This is a genomic window from Prevotella sp. P5-64 (assembly GCF_002251285.1).
GTDB lineage: Bacteria > Bacteroidota > Bacteroidia > Bacteroidales > Bacteroidaceae > Prevotella.
On the sequence record NZ_NPJK01000035.1, the window covers coordinates 19,668 to 38,997 of the forward strand.

Here is a 19,330-nt window from a genome sequence, read left to right on the forward strand (position 1 = left end):
TCATTTTTTTAGTCTTTTAATTTCTTACAATATTTACAATCAACGATGCCACCGAGGTAACGATACCAACAAACGAGAACCATAATGTGGTCGAACTGCCGATCCCTGAGTTCTTGGCTTTGACGCCATTGGGTTCGACATAGACGATATCGTTCTGCTGTAAATAATAATAAGGTGAATTGAATACATTCGCATCGTTGAGATTAATGATATGATACTCCTTCTGCCCAGTCTCTGACTCACGGATAAGTATCACATTGTCACGTTTGCCATAAATAGTCAGGTCGCCCGACTCAGCCAACGCTTCCATAATGCTCATCTTCTCGGTAGTGACGGCCACCACTCCTGGCTTGTTTACTTCGCCCAACACTGTAACGTGATAACTTGACATCCTCACGGTCACAACAGGAGTCTCGGTCTTAGAGAGATATGGAGAAATTTTCTTGACAATAAGGTCCTGGCATTGTGTCTTGGTAAGACCTTGCACATGTATTTTGCCTACAATTGGGAAATTGATGTTTCCATCGTTGTCAACAAGATAACCTTGCAACGAGCCGGCTCCGGAAGACAATTGTCCTGTGGGGTTGATAACATTGCTTACTGCAAGATTGAATGGCAAAGCCGCTTCTGGTGTCTGTGTGTTTACCGTGATTGTCAACATATCTTTAGGCAGAATCTTGGCATCATATAAACCCTTCGACTTGTCGAAATCCACTGACTGGATATTCTGGAAATATGCCACCTTTTTACTACTGCTACAGCCTGCCAAGACCAGCAATGCCATCAGCATGACAAACGAAATCGTTTTACATTTCATATCGGTATCGAGTATTTATAAACTTTTTGCAAAAATACTACTATTTTTTCAAAGTGGCAAAAGAAACTGGATGAAATATAAATAATAATGGTGATTATGTGGTTATCGCAATGGCCCCTACACTCGTCGGAGCCAGAAATGAGCTGGATATATGCAACTGCAAGGAATCTGTAACAACTTTTTAACAGCGGCTTACGACCGTTGTCATAAAAAAGCAGTAACTTTGCAACAAAATTGATTATAGACAATGCATTATTCAGAATTATTATTCTTTGCAGGCTTCGTAATATTCATAGTAGCCATACTTCTCGTAGATATGTTCGCCATCGACCGTAAGGCACACGTTGTTTCTATCCGCGAGGCGGGTATATGGACCACGGTGTGGATTGTGTTGGCACTGCTTTTCGGTGTATTCCTCTGGTTTCATGGTGACATGATTCATGGCATACACACGATGGATGACCTGCAGGAAGTGTCGCGTAGGTACGCCACCCACCTAAATCTGGACGGAGTTAGTCTGGAAGATGGCATTGTCCTGTACCGCCACAATATGGCTATGTCGTACATAACGGGTTATCTTATCGAAAAGATGCTCTCTGTAGACAACCTCTTCGTTATGATGATGATATTCACCTCGTTCAAGGTTCAGAACACCGAGTTTCAACATGTCCTGAATTGGGGTATCTTTGGAGCCATCATCATGCGCTTCATATTCATATTTGCTGGCGCTGCCATCCTCGCACGCTTTGAGTGGATACTTATGATTTTCGGTTTCTTCCTTGTTTATAGTGCATACAAGATGTACCGTGACCGTAACAAGAAAGACGATGCCGATGCATCAAAACAAGGATTGGTTAGGTTCCTTTCCAAGCATTTCAGAGTCTATCCGCAGTTCGCAGGCGACCATTTCTTGGTGAGAGCCAAGAAAGTTGGCGAAGAGTATGTCATGGCGGCTAAGCAACAGGGCGGAAAATGGCACATTACGCCTCTGCTTGTCACTGTATTCGTAATCGAATTGAGCGACTTGATATTCGCTTTCGACAGCATTCCTGCCGTCTTCTCTGTATCGCTTGACCCCTACGTGGTCTTCTTCTCCAATATATTTGCCATATTGGGACTGAGAGCTATGTTCTTCCTTCTCTCCGCCATAGCCGACAAGTTTATTTATCTCAAGACTGGTGTTTGCATTCTCTTGCTCTTCATCGGTATAAAACTCATCATTAGCGATTTTGTACACATCGACAATCTCTGGTCGCTTGGCTTTATCCTTGTGGTGCTTGTAGGCAGCATAGCCTTCTCCATGCTCAAGCCTCGAACAATTGAACAGAAGTAAGTTGAACGTCTTTAGACGGAAGTTGCGTATCATATAAAAATGCTAAAGTATAATGGTTTCCTATTTGTAGAGCCATTATACTTTAGCATTTTAGAATAGATGGAGACCGACAGTACTAATCTCCTGTATATTGTCGCAAGGCAGCAATTAAAGCTGTATTCTCACTCTTGGTACCCACAGTAATACGCAGACAATCGTTACACAATTTTACACGCGTGCGATTACGCACGATGATACCCTTCTCCACAAGATAATCATAGATTTTCTGAGCATTGGTCATTTTGGCGAGAAAGAAGTTGGCATCTGTAGGATAAACACCATGACAACAAGACAATTCGACAAATGCCTTCATCGTACGAGTGCGTTCTGTCAGTAATACGTCTATCCATTGTTCTACCTCAAATGGATCAGAGAGCATTTCCATCGCCTTAAGCTGGGTGAGATAGTTGACATTGTAGGGATATTTCACCTTATTAAATATGTCAATCACTTCCTGTCCGGCAAAAGCCATACCGAGTCGGATGGCTGCACAGCCCCATGCCTTACTCATAGTATTGAGTACAATCAGATTAGGGTATCGTTCCAGTTCTGCCCTGAATGGTTTGACTTTGGAGAAATCACTGTATGCTTCATCAACCACAACCATGCCGTCAAAACCATTGATGACTTTCTCGATTTCATCCCTGTCGAGATTGTTTCCAGTCGGATTGTTGGGGCTACATATCCAGATTAACTTAGTATGGTTATCACAGGCGTCCAGCAACTTGTCTGCCTTTATCTGGAAATTGCCTTCCAAATCAACGGCACGATATTCCACATCATTGATGTCGGCACATACGCGATACATACCATAAGTTGGCTCGATGGCAACCACGTTGTCAATTCTTGGTTCGCAGAATACACGATAGCAAAGGTCTATTGCTTCGTCGGAACCATTACCCAGAAACATACACTCAGGACTGACATGTTTGACTTTGGCAATCTTTGCTTTAAGTTCGAGCTGCAACGGGTCCGGATAACGGTTCAGAGGATTGTTGAACGGGTTCTCGTTGGCATCGAGAAAAACTTTGGCCTCGTGTCCATTATATTCATTGCGCGCACAGGTATAAGGCGCCAGACTCAAAATGTTTTTGCGTACTAAACTGTTTAAACTCTTCATTTTTACAGATTGGTTAAACGCACACGCATGGCATTGGCATGTGCTTCAAGTTGCTCATTCTCTGCCATAGTGACTACGGCTTGACCGATAGAATCTACGCCCTGACGTGACAGATGTTGGAAAGTTATCTTGCGACAGTAGCTGTCAAGATTGACTCCATTGTATGCCTTGGCATAGCCATGAGTGGGCAGAGTATGATTAGTACCACTGGCATAGTCACCAGCACTCTCGCAAGCATATTGTCCAAGGAACACACTGCCTGCGTTGACAACCTTTTCAGACAGTTCCTTGTAGTCTGCCGTAGCTATAATCAGATGTTCCGGAGCATAGGCGTTACTTATTGCCATGGCTTCTGCCGTATCATGAACCAAAACAAATTTGCTATTCTCCAATGCTTTGACAGCAATCTGTTTGCGTGGAAGAACTTCAAGTTGAGATTTAATCTCGGCAATGATTTCATCCAACATCGTTTCCGATGTGGTGATGAGCAATACCTGTGAGTCAACGCCATGTTCTGCCTGTGATAATAAATCTGCAGCTACAAATATAGGATTGCTTGTGTCGTCTGCGATGACGCAAACCTCCGATGGACCAGCAGGCATATCAATGGCGACATCGGTAAGTGACACATGTTGCTTGGCAGCCATAACATATTGGTTGCCGGGACCAAATATCTTATATACCTTTGGCACCGTTTCTGTACCATAAGCCATGGCTCCGATTGCCTGTACTCCGCCTATCTTGAATATTTCTGTCACGCCTGCTATTTTGGCTGCCATAAGGATGGCGGGATTTACTTTTCCTTCTTTGTTTGGCGGGGTACAGATGACAATATCCTTGCAACCAGCAATTTTGGCAGGAGTTGCCAACATTAGAACCGTAGAGAACAAGGGAGCAGTACCACCCGGGATATAAAGTCCTACCTTTTCGATAGGCATACTTTTCTGCCAGCAGTCGACGCCGGGACATGTCTCAACGTGATGGCTCTGAAAACGTTGGCTTTCATGAAAGGTATAGATGTTATGATAGGCTGTCAAGAGTGAATTCTTCAGCTCGTCATCTATCAAGCCTTCAGCTTCATTGATTTCGTCTGCCCTCACTTTCAGGCTATCCAATTCAACATGGTCAAACTTGGACTCGTATTTTCTTACGGCTTCATCGCCATTAGCCTTGATATCTGCCAACACATCTTTTACCACCTCCGCAAGTTGTTGGGTATCCAGATGAGGTCGGGCCGATATCTTTTCCCAGTCCGTTGCGGCAGGATAGTGAAAATACTCGCCATAGATGGTTTTCTCTCTATTCATCCGTTCTTTCGTTTAGATGTTCTATAAAATCATTTTCTCTATCGGGGTAACCAAGATTCCTTGTGCCCCAAGTTCTTTGAGTTTACCTATGATTTCCCAGAATCGCTTTTGGCTTAACACAGTATGAACCGAGCACCACGCATCGTCTGCCAGAGGAATTATGGTAGGGCTTTTCAAGCCGGGAAGAACATTGATGATTTCTTCCAGCCGATTTTTGGGAACATTCATTCTGACATACTTCTTGTCTTCTGCATTCTTTACTGCCGAGAAACGGAACAGCATTTCTTTCAGGACGCTCTTCTTGTGTTCGTCCATCGACTTGTTGCCGATAAGAAGGGCCTCGCTCTCCATGACTACTTCCACCTCACGCAAGTTGTTGCTCACAAGTGTCGAACCGCTGCTGACGATATCGAAGATGGCATCTGCCAGTCCTATTCCAGGTGATATTTCCACACTTCCAGTAATTACATGAATCTCCGCATTGATGTTGTTCTTATTCAGGAAATCTTTCAGAATGACAGGATAAGAAGTAGCGATTTTCTTGTTGTTAAACCATTTCAGCCCTTGATAGTCGATATCTTTGGGAATAGCGAGCGACAGCCGGCATTTGCTAAAGCCCAGACGCGACACGATATCCGAACCGCCACCTCTTTCTATATATTCATTCTCTCCTACTACTCCAAGGTCGGCAACCCCCGTAGCTACGCTTTGGGGAATGTCGTCATCACGCAAATATAACACTTCGACAGGGAAATTGGTTGACTGTACCAATAATGTACGTTTGGATGCGCTTATTTTTATATCTGCCTCTGCAAGCAGTGACATTGTGTCTTCATACAAGCGGCCTTTGGATTGTACTGCTATCCTTAACATAACATACTATAATAATTAGTGTTGATTATCATGAAAATTGTAATGCAAAAGTAGATAAAATGTTTCATTAATCCAAATAATGTAGTAACTTTGTACTAATTATGCGATTAGACAAATATTTATTCATAATTTTTGCGCTTTTGTTCATGGCTTGTCAGCATGACAAGAAGGTTGAGCAAACGCCTTGGGGCACGAGTCTCGAGACCAATACAGACTCTATATCCACCGACTATACCTTTAACGATATCCTCAACAATGGCGAGATTATCATGCTCACCCTTTCCGGCCCTCAGACCTATTACGAATATCACGGCAGAGGTATGGGAACCCAGTATCTGCTTTGCGAAAAGTTTGCACAGACACTTGGAGTATCGCTCCGCGTTGAAGTATGTAAAGATACGGCAGAACTTGTCCATCGGTTGAAGCAAGGCGAGGGCGACATTGCCGCCATCCCACTCCCCCATTCCATCCATGGCATAAAGTTTTGTGGTGTTTCTTACCCCAAGGACAAAACCAGTTGGGCAGTAGGCGATGCTAATACGGCTCTTGCCGATACCCTTAACCGCTGGTTCAAACCGGTAATGATTACCCAGATAATCAAGGAACAAGAGTTTGCCCTCTCCACCCATAGTATCAAGCGTCATGTCTATTCCCCCATGCTCGACAAGGGCGCTGGTATCATTTCCAAATACGACCATCTATTCCAGAAGTATGCCCCCGTGGCGCGCATAGACTGGAGATTGCTTGCTGCCCAATGTTATCAGGAATCTACATTTGACCCCAAGGCGCGCAGTTGGGCTGGTGCATGTGGTCTCATGCAGATTATGCCCGAAACAGCCGACCACATAGGCTTGCCAAGACATCTATTGTATGAACCCGAAGCTAATATTGCCGCTGCGGTAAAATACATCGCACAGCTCAATGAAAAATTCAGAGATATTCCCGACAAAGCGGAAAGAACCAATTTCGTCTTGGCCAGTTACAATGGCGGTTATCATCATATTCGCGATGCAATGGCTTTGGCCAAGAAGCATGGCAAGGCGCCACACCACTGGAGAGATGTAGCTGGCTTTGTATTGGGGCTGCGCGAATCTCGTTTCTATAACGACCCGATTGTGAAATATGGCTATATGCGTGGTCACGAAACCGTAGATTATGTCGAACGGATTCATGCAAGATATGGCCAATATCGTGGCTCTGCCTCTTCGTGTTCTTTCCAGGGTAGTTACGACAATCTTGAGCCACAACGAGCCAAAAAGAAGTATAAATATCACATTTGATTGCATATTCATTAAACTCACGACTACATTCTACGTCTTAATAGATATAGTTCATTAACAAATAAACAATTAAAAAGAAAATTATGAAAAAGTTCGTATTGACATTATTAGCCTCAGTGCTGATAGGAACAAGTGTTAACGCTCAGGAAGCGAAGTGTGGCTCTTGCAAGAAGCAGGATAAGGCTCAGCACAAGACTGAGATGATGGCCCAGAAGCTCGGTTTGGATGAGGCTCAGAAAGCCAAGGTTCTGGAACTCAACAAGAATTTTGAATTGAAACTGCAGTCTGCAGTCTGCGAAGGCAAGCACGCCGAGAAGAAAGATTGCTGCGGCAAGGGCGAGCATAAGAATGAAGGCAGTTGCAAGAAAGATGAGAAGAAGCAAGATGGCTGCTGCGACAAGAAAGACGAGCAGAAGAAAGACGGTTGCTGCAATAAGAAGGTAGAGACCGAGAAGAAGTGCTCCAAGGAAAATCATGCCGCCGGCGAAGGCCACTGCAAGAAGCAGCAGGGCCAGCATCATCACAAGAAGATGTGTCCCAAGAAGATGAAGCAGCTGCACGAAGAATATATGAAAGAACTACAGACCATCCTGAATGCTGAGCAGATTGCCAAACTGAAGGAAAATTGCAAAAGCTGCGACCACCACAAGAAGGAAGAGCAGAAATGTGAAAAGTAATCACCATGCCATCATGAATATGGCTTGACTCATTATTCATAGATTAAGACTTACAGCCTCAGGACACCAGTTGTCCTGAGGTTTTTTCATAGATGTATGTATCATTGCTTACCAGAGCACCATGCAGAGATGGACGGAAAACGTGGAGAACGAACAAAAAAACATGGTATTATTTCTCCATACCTCAATTTTTGACTACCTTTGCATGTATCATAATAATAACAATCATAAGAATGAATAAGAACTTATTTATTTCCATGGCAGCAATTGCCTTGATGACAAGCTGTAGTTCCACCCAGAAGATGGCGTCAGTGGCTGATTTGTCTGGCGAATGGACGATAGAACGTATCAACGGTAGTGCAATAGACAAAAAAGCCGGAGATGAGATACCCTTCTTAGGGTTTAACACCAAGGACAAGCGAGTTTATGGTAACACGGGGTGCAACAGCCTTACAGGTCTGCTCAAGACAAAGAACAACAAAATAGACCTCAGTGGTATGGGATGCACGCTCATGATGTGCGCCGATATGATCAATGAGCAGAAGGTATTGAAGGCTCTGGACAAGGTGAAGCGATTTGACGTCAACAACGATGGAGAGTTGGTGCTGACAGATAATGCCAATAGCGAGATATTTTTGTTGAAAAAGAAAAAGTAATAAGTTATGAATAGAGCTCAACTTACAGCACAGATTGCCCAAAAAGCTGGAGTATCCAAAGCCCAGGCCGGCAAACTTCTGAACACAGTATTAGGCTGTATAGCCGACAACATCTGCGAGGGAGACGGCGAGGTAGCCATTCCCGATTTCGGCCGTTTCTATATCAAGAGCTGCCAGGCACGTACAGGTTTCAATCCCAACACCAAAGAGCGTATTGAAATCGAAGCCCATGACAAAATTGCCTTTAAGGCTTCTGAAAACATGGCCATTTACAGTCGCAAGCATTCTGCAGAGTAATCCGCAAGGTGTATATTAAATGGAAAAGTCGCTTATCTTGCTTGTAGATAAGCGACTTTTATCATTTGTCAAGTTTATAGAAATCTATAAGGGTCCTATCCTTTGATTTCTCGTTCTTGCCTATTTCTTGGTCAGCGACTTCAGCCACTTCATAGGCTTTTTGAGCAAGCCGGAAATACCCGAAGCATCTTTCTTCTCAGTTTTTGCACGCTCCTGGCGAGCTGGAGTTGTCATCTGCGGTTTTGCATTCACAGTTCCGTCTTTCTTCACAGAGTTTGGACGACGATGCTTTGGCTTGTTATACTTTTTATCCTTGGGTTTGTCGCTCTTGTCTCTTGCCTTGTCACCCTTGTCCTTTGCCTTGTCGCCTTTATCCTGCTGGTTGACGGGCTTGTCCATAGCTGGCTTGCTGGGCTTGTTGTCAGGGTTGCGTCTTCTTCTGTTTTTGCCATTATCTCCCTTGTCGGCAGACTTCTGCTTTTCCTTGACTTCGTTAGACTGTCTGTTCTGCTCCTTGCCACTTTCAGAGTCCTTGCGAGGCTTGTGCTTATGGGCATTCTGGTCTCTGCTCTTGCGGCGAATTGATTTGGCCTTAGCCTTGACCACCTTGTATTCAGGACCTTCCATACCTTCAGGAAGAGGATTTTTCTCAACTTCTTTTTCGAGGAACTTCTCTATGTCTTTGAAGGCGGCGATATCCAGATCGCTGACAAAAGTAATGGCGGCACCATCACGGTCTGCACGCGCGGTACGACCAATACGGTGTACATAGTCTTCTGCATCGTGGGGCACATCATAATTGATGACCATAGCGATGTCGTCGATATCTATTCCGCGTGCCACAATATCGGTAGCCACGAGCACATCTATCTGTCCGCTCTTAAATTTGAACATGATATCGTCACGCTCAGCCTGCGAAAGGTCTGAGTGCATCTCTCCCACAGAAATCTTGGCCTTGGTCAAGGCGCGACTTACTTCCTTTACCTTGGTCTTCTTTCCGCAGAAGATTATCACGCGCTTCAGTTCATCCTGCTTGAACAGCCATTTGATAATCGATATCTTCTGGGGCTCGTAACACAGGTAAGCGCTCTGCTTGATTTTCTCAGCCGGTTTGCTTACGGCGAGTTTTATGACCACAGGGTCTTTCAGCAGAGTCTTTGCCAGGTCCTCTATCTTCTTCGGCATGGTAGCCGAGAACATAATTACCTGGCAGTCCTTTGGCAACAGCTTGGCTATGGTCAGGATATCTTCCGAAAAGCCCATATCCAACATTCTGTCGGCTTCATCAAGGATGAAGAATGACGTCTTGCTCAAATCTACATTACCTATATTAATATGGCTGATAAATCGTCCGGGAGTTGCGATTACGACGTCAGCGCCCATACGCATACCCTTGGTTTCCTGGTCAAAACGGTTACCGTCGTTGCCACCATATACAGGCACGCTACTTACTCCGTTGAGATAGTAGCCGAAACCTTGGAACGCTTGGTCTATCTGTTGCGCCAGCTCGCGGGTCGGCGACATGATGACACAATTGATGGAGTCCTTGGGATAGCCTCCGCTATCCAACTTGGAGAGTATGGGCAGCAGATAGGCTGCCGTCTTTCCGGTTCCAGTCTGTGCTACTCCCAGCACATCACGGCCTTTGAGTATTTCAGGAATACAGTTTTCCTGAACAGGAGTACACTCTTCGAAATGCATATCATAGAGTGCATCCAATACGTTGTCATTTAAATCTAATTCGTCAAAATACATATTCTACTAACTTAATGGCTTACAGCCAATGTAATACTAATTGGGAGCCTGTCGATAGCAATAATAAGCTACACAGGCAAATATAACATTAGGAATCCATGCCGCCAGGAACGGTGGGAATCCTGCGTTGATTGCAAATGTTGAAGATACGGTCTGCAGCATGATGTAGGTAAAACTCAGAGCCAGACCTATACCCAAATACAAGCCCATACCGCCCTTTCGCTTGCGTGATGACAATGAGAATCCAATGATTGTCAGGATAAATGACGCAAACGACGACGCTATTCGTTTATGATATTCCACCTGGTATTGCACCACATTGCCACTACCACGGTCTATCTGCTTGGAAATGTAGTCTTTCAGTTCCGGACTGGTAAACGTCTCCTGCTGGCCCTTTGAGTAGACCAGGTCGGTAGGCTCCATCTGTATCAGCGTATCAAGTTTCGTGCCACTCGTAATACGCTCTTTGAGGCCTTTGAGCTGTCTTATTTTCCAGTTGCTGGCTGTCCAGTGGAACTTTGAATCAGAGATGGTGTCATATTGTATCTCCATAGCTGTCAGGTGACTTACCAGCTTCTTGTTTTCGAACTTGTCCAAAGAGAAACCGTAACCTTTCTTCTGGTTGTTGTCATAGTGCTGTATGTAGGCGATAATGCCCTTACCCACCTGCAGCTGCACGTTCTCGGCCGAGGTGTTCTTGGTGCGGTTTTTGTATTTTGCCTCAAAGTTCTGTCTGATTACCGTACCATGGGGGATGACATAGGCACTGAGATAATAAGACAGCATGGCAATAAGCACACAGGAGAACATATAGGGACGCAGCAGACGCTTGAAGGATACACCAGCCGCCAACATCGCTACAATCTCCGAATTGCTTGTCAGTTTAGATGTAAAGAATATTACGGCGATGAAGACAAACAACGGGCTGAACAGATTAGAGAAATAAGGAACGAAGTTGACATAATAGTCAAAGACAATGGCTTCGAGCGGAGCATGGAAACGGCTGAATTTCTCCAGGTTCTCGTTGACGTCAAAGACGATTGCCAACGAGATTATCAGCGCGATGGCAAATACATAAGTACCAATAAACTTACGGACAATATACCAGTCGAGTCGCTTCAGATAATTGGATGGACTGAGAAAACGCAGCCACTTCAATTGCCTGTACACTTTATGCAGCACATTGCGCACGCCAGCGGTGTGGTCATACAGCCATTTGATAAGTCTATGCATCCACACTGGATGGGTGCTTATCCATCTGGCTATCTTATAGCGCGTAAAGTGACGTCTTAAATCTCTAATGTTAGCCATATCAGATTCTCCTTCCTAACTGTTCTACTATGCTGTTCTTCCACTGCATGAAATCACCTTGTTCGATATGCTTGCGGGCATCGGTGACCAGACGAAGATAGAATGCCAAGTTGTGGATACTTGCTATCTGCATAGCCAACAGCTCCTGAGCCTTAAACAGATGGTGAAGGTAGGCCTTGGTATACACCAGGTCGGTTTCGCAACCGTCAGGGTCAATGGGGCTGAAGTCCATTTCCCATTTCTTGTTGCGCATGTTCATCGTACCCTGGTAGGTGAAGAGCATGGCATTGCGACCGTTGCGCGTAGGCATTACGCAGTCAAACATATCCACGCCTCGGGCGATAGCTTCCAGTATGTTTTCGGGCGTACCCACACCCATGAGGTATCGGGGCTTGTCCTTAGGCAGGATGTCATTGACCACCTCTATCATCTCATACATTACCTCCTTAGGCTCTCCTACTGCCAGACCGCCGATGGCATTGCCGTCGGCACCTTTGTCAGCCACAAACTTGGCAGCTTCACGACGCAGATCCTTGTAGGTACATCCCTGAACAATGGGGAACAGGCTCTGCTTGAAGCCATACAAGGGCTCGGTTTCCTCGAAGCGTTTGATACAGCGGTCCAGCCATCTGTGGGTAAGGCCGAGGCTTTTCTTGGCGTAGGCATAGTCGCTCTTTCCAGGAGGACATTCATCGAGCGCCATCATGATGTCGGCACCAATCACGCGTTCAGTGTCCATCACATTTTCAGGAGTGAAGATATGCTTGGAGCCATCGATATGAGAACGGAACTCACAACCCTCTTCACGCAATTTTCTTATACCGGTCAGAGAGAAGACCTGAAAACCGCCACTGTCGGTGAGGATAGGTTTCTCCCAACCGTTGAAACCGTGCAGACCACCAGCCTTACGGAGCACCTCAAGTCCGGGTCTGAGATACAGATGATAGGTGTTGCCAAGGATAATCTGGGCCTTCACCTGTTGGCGAAGCTCTTCAAAATGCACACCCTTGACAGTGCCACACGTACCTACCGGCATGAATATCGGGGTTTTTATCTGGCCGTGGTCGGTGGTTATGATACCCGTGCGGGCATCACTGTATGTATCTGTATGTTGTAGTTCAAACGTCATTTCTTTATCGTCTTCGTTATTTCTCTTTCTTGTCTTCTTCTATATCAAAGTGTACCGCATTGGCTACCTTCTCATCCAGCAAGGCATAGTCCCACACATCCTGAATATTCTCCACATAGTGGAAGTTTACTCCTTCAAGATACATGGCGGGTATCTCTTCGATATCCTTGCGGTTGTCCGCACACATCAGTATATCTGTAATTCCCGCACGCTTGGCTGCCAGGATTTTCTCCTTGATGCCACCCACGGGCAGCACCTTGCCTCTCAGGGTAATCTCGCCTGTCATGGCTGTGTTCTTTCTTACCTTGCGCTGGGTGATGGCCGAAGCTATCGAGGTGGCGATGGTGATACCAGCCGATGGGCCGTCTTTGGGCGTAGCGCCCTCTGGCACATGGATATGCATATTGTACTGGTCGAATATGCGGTAGTCTACATTCAGGCGTTCAGCATGGGCCTTGACATATTCAAGTGCAATAACGGCACTTTCCTTCATGACATCACCCAGATTACCTGTCAGGGTGAGCTTGCCTGCCCTACCCTTGCTGAGCGATGTTTCGATGAAGAGTATTTCGCCTCCCACGCTTGTCCAGGCCAGGCCTGTCACCACTCCAGCATAGGCATTGCCCTGATAGATGTCGCGATAGAAAGGTGGCTTGCCCAACAGGCCTTCCAGTTCTTTGGGTGTCACCTTCTTCAATGGCAGAGAGCCTTCTTTAGCCATCTGATATGCCATCTTGCGCAGAGACTTGTTGATCTGCTTTTCCAACTGGCGCACACCGCTTTCGCGTGTATATCGCTCGATGATGGTTTCGAGGGCAGCCTTGGTGAAGGTAGGTTTCTCGCCGACCTTGACAAAGCCATTGTTTTCCAGTTCGCGGGGAACCAGATGGCGCTTGGCTATCTCTATTTTTTCCTCGGTGATATATCCGCTCACCTCTATGATTTCCATACGGTCGAGCAGAGGACGGGGAATGGTGTTCAGCTCATTGGCTGTGGCTATAAACATGGCTTTGGACAGGTCGTAATCGACATCGAGATAATTGTCGTGGAAAGCCGTGTTCTGTTCAGGGTCAAGCACCTCAAGCAGAGCCGACGAGGGGTCGCCATTGTGCGTGTTCTGTGTAATCTTGTCAATCTCGTCGAGGATGAAGACGGGGTTGGAAGAACCTGCCTTCTGGATGCTCTTGATGATACGGCCGGGCATGGCACCGATATACGTACGGCGGTGACCTCTGATTTCAGACTCGTCATGGAGTCCGCCCAGTGACACGCGCACATACTTGCGGCGCAAGGCCGAAGCGATGCTCTTGCCAAGACTGGTCTTGCCCACACCGGGAGGACCGTAAAGGCAGATGATGGGCGACTTGAGGTCACCTCTTAATTTAAGCACGGCAATATACTCGAGGATGCGCTCTTTCACTTTCTCCATGCCATAGTGGTCATGGTCGAGAATGCGCTGCGCACGCTTGAGGTCCAGGTCGTCCTGGGTGTACTCGCCCCAAGGCAGAGACACATAGGTCTGCAGGTAGTTGAGTTGCACACTGTAGTCAGGACTTTGGGGGTTAAGTATGTCGAGTTTTTCCAGCTCTTTCTCAAAAACTTTAGCCACTTCGCTCGACCATTTCTTATTGCGGGCTTTCTCTTCGAGCTCTCTCTTCTCGGGCGAGCCTTCGCCACGGCCCAGCTCTTCCTTGATGTTCTTGATCTGCTGCTGCAGGAAGTACTCGCGCTGCTGTTCGTCGAGCTCTTCACGCGTCTTCATACGAATCTGATTGCGCAACTGCAGGAACTGCAGCTCGCGGTTGAGCAGGCGCAAGGTGTTGAGCGCACGGTCCATCAGGTTACTCTCCTCGAGAAGCTCCATCTTGTCTTTTACCGAGAACGGCAGAGCCGTGCAGAGGAAGTTCAGACTGATTATGGGATTATGGATGTTGTCAATAGAGAACACCATCTCGTCTGCCAGCTCGTCATTCTTATGGATAAACTCCTTTGAGGCAGCCACCAGGTCTATCATGGCAGTATTGAATGCCTTGTCGTTGACATCGGGCATGATTTCCGAGCGTTCTGACACGGCGCCACAGAGATAGGGACGCGTCTTCTCGATGCTGTCCAGGTGGCAACGGCCCATCATTTGGAAGATGGCGGTACAGTTTTCACTGCCAGGAAGCTCGATGCGTCTTACCAGTTTGGCATAACAGCCATAGTGATAGAGGTCTTCCTCGCGAGGATGCTCTATATCAGGGTTCTTCTGTGAGAAGATGGCTATGAGTGTGCCGGGGTGCTTATCCAGATAGTTGAGGAGGTTTACACTCTGCTCGCGGCCTACGAGAATAGGCGAAATGACGGCAGGGAACATCACCATATTGCGTGTTGCCAGAATTGGAACAACCCCTTCCGGTGTCGTACCATAGAGGTTGGTGATATCTCCATCATACTCTGCTATCATCTGTATTGATGCTTTATTTCTTTCGTCCATTATGGTTCGCTTTCAATTTGAACTGCAAAGTTAGTCATTTTTATTCAATTTAAGGTTATCTCAGTTTCTTATTTTATAATAAGTAACTAAAAACTATTGATATCGTTCAGTTTTAAGAAATCACGCCGTCATGACCGCGCGATTTGAGGACGAGATTGATGCGACTATCTTCCGATCTTAGTAGCGTAGATTATTCATGCGGGCAGAGCCACGAGGGGACTCCCAAAACCATCTTTTGGAATAAAATGAACATTGTGCATAGAAAAAATGGATGAACTTGAAAAGAGAGTCATAATAAATTATTAAATTTGCATCGTCATAGCAACTGCTACTTGGACGCTGAGCGGCACACTTGACACCTACACATCTATTAAAATATGAATTATTGACCTCAATCACATAAACAAGATGAACAAAGACCACGAGAGTATCGCTGCATTCGGTACTAAGAGTTATGTAAAGCACGAGCTGATGGACCTATTGTTCATCACGTTGGGTATTTCCTCCTATGCGTTTGGTTATACTGCATTCATCCTCCCCGAGAAGTTTGTCATGGGTGGCGTGTCGGGTATCTCGGCATTGCTGTATTACGCATTCGACATCCCCACCGCCATCTCTATCTGGGTGTTGAACATCACGCTGCTTCTCATCGGTTTTAGGGCGCTCAACAAGCAGTTTACCATACGTACGATTATCGGCGTCACCATCCTGTCTCTTGTTATCGGAGTCATGCAGCCGTTCTTTGCCCACCACCTTGTCATCACCGTTGGTGAAGACCGCTTCATGCATGTGCTAATAGGTGGAATTCTGGGTGGAGCCGGATTGGGCATTGTGTTCAGCCACAACGGTTCTACGGGCGGCACCGACATCATCGTGGCATGGCTGAACAAGAAATTCAGTTTGAGCTTCGGGCGTGCCATGCAGTTCATTGACTTTACCATCATCAGTTCGTCGTACCTGCTATACCACAGTACCGAAATCATCATCTATGGTATCGCTTTTACGCTCATAGCCAGCGTCACGTGCGACTACATCATCAACGGTACCAGGCAGACGGTGCAATTCCTCATCATTTCCAAGAAATACGAGCAGATTGCTGATACCATCAACAAGGACGTCAATCGCGGCGTCACCCTGCTCCAAGGCACCGGATGGTACTCCAAGCACGATGTGCATGTGCTGATGGTGCTGGCGCGCAAATATGAGTCGCAGGATGTGCTCAACCACATCAAGAGCATAGACCCTGAGGCTCTTATCTCACAGACTTTCTGTCACGGCGTCTTCGGGCAGGGATTTGACACTATCAAATAGACGTGTCGTCGACATCCAGGCATTGGTATGCACCATGGTCATTCCCATAGTGCATGCCTATTTTTTTGCCCCTTGCGCGTCATCGTCTGCCCAGACCATAGATAGAGTGGTTGCGGGGTGCGAATTAGGAAAATCACGGTTTGAAACGACTGTTTGGAAGCGCGAAATGAATAATTCACAGTTTGAACTCAAGAATTATTTCATCTCGGGCAGGATGACAACTATGAGGAGAGATTACTCTTGATGCACTTGGAATGAACTGATGTTCCCGGCGATGACAGACTGCAATCGGCGGCTTATGGCGGTAGACAGCAATGGGGATGGAATGGATGGTAAACGAAAAAACTCCGTTCATCATCCTTGCGGAATGACAAACGGAGTCTATCTATAAAATCATGAAAGTCTTGTCGCGCATCAACCTGATGCTGTGCTTGGCGCTATGACAGCTGCTGCATCTGTCTGAGCAGCTCTTTCTGGCGTGCATTGAGCCCAGTGGGGAGAGTGACGTTGTAGGTGATAATCAAATCGGAGCGTTGGCCATTGCCCATGTCATATCCCTTTGCGCGCAGTCTAACCTTGGTACCATTCTGAGTCTCAGGTTTAACCCTCAGTTTGATGCGCGAGCCATCACCCAGTTGGACCATCACCTCGCCGCCAAGCAAGGCTGTGTATAAATCGATGGAAACAGAGGCTTCCATATCCTGTTGCATACCTCCCTGCATAGAAGACTGATGACGGCTATGGAAACCACCACCTCCAAACAGGTTTTCGAAGAAACTGGAGAAGCCATTACCACTTCCACCGCCCATACTGCTAAAATCAAAGCCCTCAAATGGACTGCCACTGCTCCAGCCACCAGCTTCCTGCTGGCCGCCAAAGTTGCCAGCCTCGCGCCAATGCTCTCCATACTGGTCGTACTTCTTACGCTTCTCGGGATCGTTGATTACCTGATACGCCTCGTTGAGCGCCTGGAACTTGGCTTTGGCTTTGGGGTCATCGGGATGCAAGTCCGGATGGAACTGCTTTACCCTCTTGCGGTATGCTGCTTGTACATCTTTTTGTGGGATGTTCTTGTCTACACCTAAAATCTTATAATAATCTACAAATGCCATATTAAAATCCTCCTATCTGCCAACTTTTATTGCAAAAACCATGCCTAACTCGCGATTATTTTGTACTTTTGCAATGCTAATATATAATAAGGTAATATATGAAAAAACTTATAGCAGTTATGGCGTTATTGCTTCCTTTCGGATTGACATACATGGCCAAATCCAAGACGGTCACCATCAAAATTGTTCAAACCAGTGATGTTCACGGCAGCTTCTTCCCCTACGATTACATCAACCGCAGGCCGATGGCTGGGTCGATGGCACGTGTCAGCAGTTATGTCAAGCAGCTGCGCGAGCAACATGGCGACAATGTGATACTGCTCGACAATGGCGACATACTGCAAGGGCAGCCTATCTCTTACTATTCCAACTACATCGACACTACAACTGAGAATATAGCCGCCTCGGTGGTGAACTACCTCAAGTACGACGCACAGACCATAGGCAACCACGATGTCGAGCCTGGTCATGAGGTGTATGACAAATGGATAAAGGAAGTGAAATGCCCTGTTATTGCAGCCAATATCATCGACACCAATACCGGCAAGCCCTATCTCAAGCCTTATACTATACTTAACCGCGGCGGAGTGAAGATTGCCGTGCTGGGAATGATAACTCCAGCCATCCCCAACTGGCTGACAGAGCGTCTGTGGAGCGGTCTCTCCTTTGTAAATATGGTTACGGCTGCCCGTGAATGGGTGAACTATCTCAAGGCCAATGAAAAGCCTGATGTCATCATCGGTCTCTTCCACAGCGGAAAGGAAGGCGGTATAGTCACCGCCGACTACGAAGAAGATGCTGCATTGAAGGTGGCGCGCGAGGTGGATGGCTTTGACCTCATCCTGTTCGGCCACGACCACACACCTTATGCAGACTATGTCACCAGCGAAAGCGGAAACAAGGTGCTGTGTCTCGACCCTGCCAATGCAGCACGAAAAGTGGCTGAAGCGACCATCACGATAGAGAAAGGCAAAAAGCACTGCAAGAAGTCTGTCGAGGGCCAGCTGGTAGATGTAAGAGACATAGAGGTCGACAAAGAGTATATGGCTCACTTTGAAGAGTGGATTTCCAAAATCAATGCCTTTGTCAACAAAAAGATAGGAACCTTTGCCAATTCAATATCAACACGTGATTGCTACTTTGGTTCAAGTGCGTTCAATGACCTGATACTCAATCTGGAGTTGAAGATTACCGGCGCAGACATAGCCTTCAACGCACCATTGTTGTTTGACGCACAAATCAACAAAGGCGATATCTATGTCAGCGATATGTTCAAGCTGTACAAGTACGAAAACCAGCTGTACGTGATGCGTCTCACGGGCGAAGAGATACGCAAACATCTCGAGATGAGTTATTCGCTCTGGGTCAACACCATGCAGTCGCCCGACGACCATCTGCTACTGTTGAATGAATATACCAAAAACGACCAGCAGAGAATGGGTTTCCAGAACTTCTCGTTCAACTTTGACAGTGCAGCCGGCATAGACTACGAGGTAGATGTAACCAAACCTAACGGCCAGAAGGTCACAATCCATCGCATGAGCAATGGACAGCCGTTTGACCCCAAGGCCTGGTATAAGGTAGCTGTAAACAGCTATCGTGGCAATGGTGGCGGCGAACTGCTCACTCGTGGTGCCGGCATCAGCCACGACAGTCTGGAAAGCAGGATAATCTGGCGCAGCGACAAGGACCAACGCTACTATCTGATGAAGGCCATCGAAAGCGAAGGAACACTTGACCCACAACCCAACAACAACTGGAGATTTGTGCCAGAGCAGCTGGTAAAGCCTGCTGCAAAGCGTGACTACGAGTTGCTGTTCAATCGTAAAAAGTAAGT

General features: G+C 46.5%; 16 protein-coding genes. 7 read left to right on the forward strand and 9 right to left on the reverse strand.

The window, feature by feature from the left end; translation table 11 throughout:
* Positions 1-16: 16 nt before the first annotated feature.
* Complete coding sequence (locus tag CIK87_RS06250) at positions 17-817, reverse strand: polysaccharide biosynthesis/export family protein (protein WP_094386376.1); 801 nt, start codon at positions 815-817, stop codon at positions 17-19.
* Between the two features lie 247 nt (positions 818-1,064).
* Between CIK87_RS06250 and CIK87_RS06255 the strand changes: the two genes are divergently transcribed.
* The gene (locus tag CIK87_RS06255) at positions 1,065-2,150 is read left to right on the forward strand and encodes a TerC/Alx family metal homeostasis membrane protein (RefSeq protein ID WP_094386378.1); all 1,086 of its coding nucleotides are present in this window, start codon (positions 1,065-1,067) and stop codon (positions 2,148-2,150) included.
* A gap of 115 nt (positions 2,151-2,265) precedes the next feature.
* Here CIK87_RS06255 and hisC read toward each other — a convergent pair whose 3' ends face one another.
* The 3 genes from hisC to hisG are packed head-to-tail and all read right to left on the reverse strand — an operon-like array spanning position 2,266 to position 5,489.
* Complete coding sequence (gene hisC, locus CIK87_RS06260) at positions 2,266-3,309, reverse strand: histidinol-phosphate transaminase (protein WP_094386380.1); 1,044 nt, start codon at positions 3,307-3,309, stop codon at positions 2,266-2,268.
* Between the two features lie 2 nt (positions 3,310-3,311).
* Positions 3,312-4,616: a histidinol dehydrogenase gene (gene hisD, locus CIK87_RS06265; RefSeq protein ID WP_094386382.1), complete on the reverse strand. Its 1,305-nt coding sequence runs from the start codon at positions 4,614-4,616 to the stop codon at positions 3,312-3,314.
* A gap of 21 nt (positions 4,617-4,637) precedes the next feature.
* On the reverse strand, positions 4,638-5,489 hold the full coding sequence (gene hisG / locus CIK87_RS06270; protein ID WP_094386384.1) for an ATP phosphoribosyltransferase: 852 nt from the start codon (positions 5,487-5,489) through the stop codon (positions 4,638-4,640).
* Positions 5,490-5,635: 146 nt separating this feature from the next.
* Between hisG and CIK87_RS06275 the strand changes: the two genes are divergently transcribed.
* The 4 genes from CIK87_RS06275 to CIK87_RS06290 all read left to right on the forward strand — a co-directional run bounded on the left by CIK87_RS06275 (position 5,636) and on the right by CIK87_RS06290 (position 8,399).
* Positions 5,636-6,769 carry a transglycosylase SLT domain-containing protein gene (locus CIK87_RS06275; protein WP_173823486.1) on the forward strand — a complete coding sequence of 378 codons (1,134 nt, stop codon included), beginning with the start codon at positions 5,636-5,638 and terminating at the stop codon, positions 6,767-6,769.
* Positions 6,770-6,852: 83 nt separating this feature from the next.
* A complete protein-coding gene (locus CIK87_RS06280; protein ID WP_144008135.1) occupies positions 6,853-7,446 on the forward strand; it encodes a hypothetical protein in 594 nt (197 codons plus the stop codon).
* A 233-nt stretch (positions 7,447-7,679) separates the two neighbouring features.
* Positions 7,680-8,102, forward strand: a complete 423-nt coding sequence (locus tag CIK87_RS06285; RefSeq protein WP_158216214.1) for an META domain-containing protein — start codon at positions 7,680-7,682, stop codon at positions 8,100-8,102.
* A gap of 6 nt (positions 8,103-8,108) precedes the next feature.
* Positions 8,109-8,399, forward strand: a complete 291-nt coding sequence (locus tag CIK87_RS06290; protein ID WP_094386392.1) for an HU family DNA-binding protein — start codon at positions 8,109-8,111, stop codon at positions 8,397-8,399.
* Positions 8,400-8,519: 120 nt separating this feature from the next.
* On the opposite strand, the gene CIK87_RS06295 is transcribed toward CIK87_RS06290, so the two are convergent.
* From CIK87_RS06295 to lon, 4 genes are read right to left on the reverse strand one after another with little or no spacing between them, the layout of a single operon-like run.
* Positions 8,520-10,154 (reverse strand): DEAD/DEAH box helicase, encoded by a 1,635-nt coding sequence (locus CIK87_RS06295; RefSeq protein WP_094386394.1) that lies wholly within the window; start codon positions 10,152-10,154, stop codon positions 8,520-8,522.
* Between the two features lie 36 nt (positions 10,155-10,190).
* Positions 10,191-11,465, reverse strand: a complete 1,275-nt coding sequence (locus CIK87_RS06300; RefSeq protein ID WP_022310987.1) for an LptF/LptG family permease — start codon at positions 11,463-11,465, stop codon at positions 10,191-10,193.
* A gap of 1 nt (position 11,466) precedes the next feature.
* Complete coding sequence (tgt, locus tag CIK87_RS06305; RefSeq protein ID WP_094386396.1) at positions 11,467-12,594, reverse strand: tRNA guanosine(34) transglycosylase Tgt; 1,128 nt, start codon at positions 12,592-12,594, stop codon at positions 11,467-11,469.
* A gap of 16 nt (positions 12,595-12,610) precedes the next feature.
* Positions 12,611-15,070 carry an endopeptidase La gene (gene lon / locus CIK87_RS06310; protein ID WP_094386398.1) on the reverse strand — a complete coding sequence of 820 codons (2,460 nt, stop codon included), beginning with the start codon at positions 15,068-15,070 and terminating at the stop codon, positions 12,611-12,613.
* A gap of 408 nt (positions 15,071-15,478) precedes the next feature.
* Between lon and CIK87_RS06315 the strand changes: the two genes are divergently transcribed.
* Positions 15,479-16,381, forward strand: coding sequence for a YitT family protein (locus tag CIK87_RS06315; protein WP_022310990.1), 903 nt, complete (start codon positions 15,479-15,481; stop codon positions 16,379-16,381).
* Between the two features lie 437 nt (positions 16,382-16,818).
* Here CIK87_RS06315 and CIK87_RS06320 read toward each other — a convergent pair whose 3' ends face one another.
* Positions 16,819-17,493 carry a DnaJ domain-containing protein gene (locus tag CIK87_RS06320; RefSeq protein ID WP_094386400.1) on the reverse strand — a complete coding sequence of 225 codons (675 nt, stop codon included), beginning with the start codon at positions 17,491-17,493 and terminating at the stop codon, positions 16,819-16,821.
* Positions 17,494-17,591: 98 nt separating this feature from the next.
* Here CIK87_RS06320 and CIK87_RS06325 point away from each other — a divergent pair, with 98 nt between their 5' ends.
* Positions 17,592-19,328 (forward strand): bifunctional UDP-sugar hydrolase/5'-nucleotidase, encoded by a 1,737-nt coding sequence (locus tag CIK87_RS06325; protein ID WP_094386402.1) that lies wholly within the window; start codon positions 17,592-17,594, stop codon positions 19,326-19,328.
* Positions 19,329-19,330: the final 2 nt, after the last annotated feature.

Excerpts from the sequence above, each read along its gene's own strand:
- CIK87_RS06300 (WP_022310987.1), bottom strand. The coding sequence starts at position 11,465 with ATGGCTAACATTAGAGATTTAAGACGTCACTTTACGCGCTATAAGATA.
- CIK87_RS06290 (WP_094386392.1), top strand. The coding sequence starts at position 8,109 with ATGAATAGAGCTCAACTTACAGCACAGATTGCCCAAAAAGCTGGAGTA.
- CIK87_RS06320 (WP_094386400.1), bottom strand. The coding sequence starts at position 17,493 with ATGGCATTTGTAGATTATTATAAGATTTTAGGTGTAGACAAGAACATC.
- CIK87_RS06325 (WP_094386402.1), top strand. The coding sequence starts at position 17,592 with ATGAAAAAACTTATAGCAGTTATGGCGTTATTGCTTCCTTTCGGATTG.
- hisD (WP_094386382.1), bottom strand. The coding sequence starts at position 4,616 with ATGAATAGAGAGAAAACCATCTATGGCGAGTATTTTCACTATCCTGCC.
- CIK87_RS06280 (WP_144008135.1), top strand. The coding sequence starts at position 6,853 with ATGAAAAAGTTCGTATTGACATTATTAGCCTCAGTGCTGATAGGAACA.
- CIK87_RS06250 (WP_094386376.1), bottom strand. The coding sequence starts at position 817 with ATGAAATGTAAAACGATTTCGTTTGTCATGCTGATGGCATTGCTGGTC.
- lon (WP_094386398.1), bottom strand. The coding sequence starts at position 15,070 with ATGGACGAAAGAAATAAAGCATCAATACAGATGATAGCAGAGTATGAT.
- CIK87_RS06285 (WP_158216214.1), top strand. The coding sequence starts at position 7,680 with ATGAATAAGAACTTATTTATTTCCATGGCAGCAATTGCCTTGATGACA.
- hisC (WP_094386380.1), bottom strand. The coding sequence starts at position 3,309 with ATGAAGAGTTTAAACAGTTTAGTACGCAAAAACATTTTGAGTCTGGCG.
- CIK87_RS06295 (WP_094386394.1), bottom strand. The coding sequence starts at position 10,154 with ATGTATTTTGACGAATTAGATTTAAATGACAACGTATTGGATGCACTC.
- tgt (WP_094386396.1), bottom strand. The coding sequence starts at position 12,594 with ATGACGTTTGAACTACAACATACAGATACATACAGTGATGCCCGCACG.
- hisG (WP_094386384.1), bottom strand. The coding sequence starts at position 5,489 with ATGTTAAGGATAGCAGTACAATCCAAAGGCCGCTTGTATGAAGACACA.
- CIK87_RS06315 (WP_022310990.1), top strand. The coding sequence starts at position 15,479 with ATGAACAAAGACCACGAGAGTATCGCTGCATTCGGTACTAAGAGTTAT.
- CIK87_RS06275 (WP_173823486.1), top strand. The coding sequence starts at position 5,636 with ATGGCTTGTCAGCATGACAAGAAGGTTGAGCAAACGCCTTGGGGCACG.
- CIK87_RS06255 (WP_094386378.1), top strand. The coding sequence starts at position 1,065 with ATGCATTATTCAGAATTATTATTCTTTGCAGGCTTCGTAATATTCATA.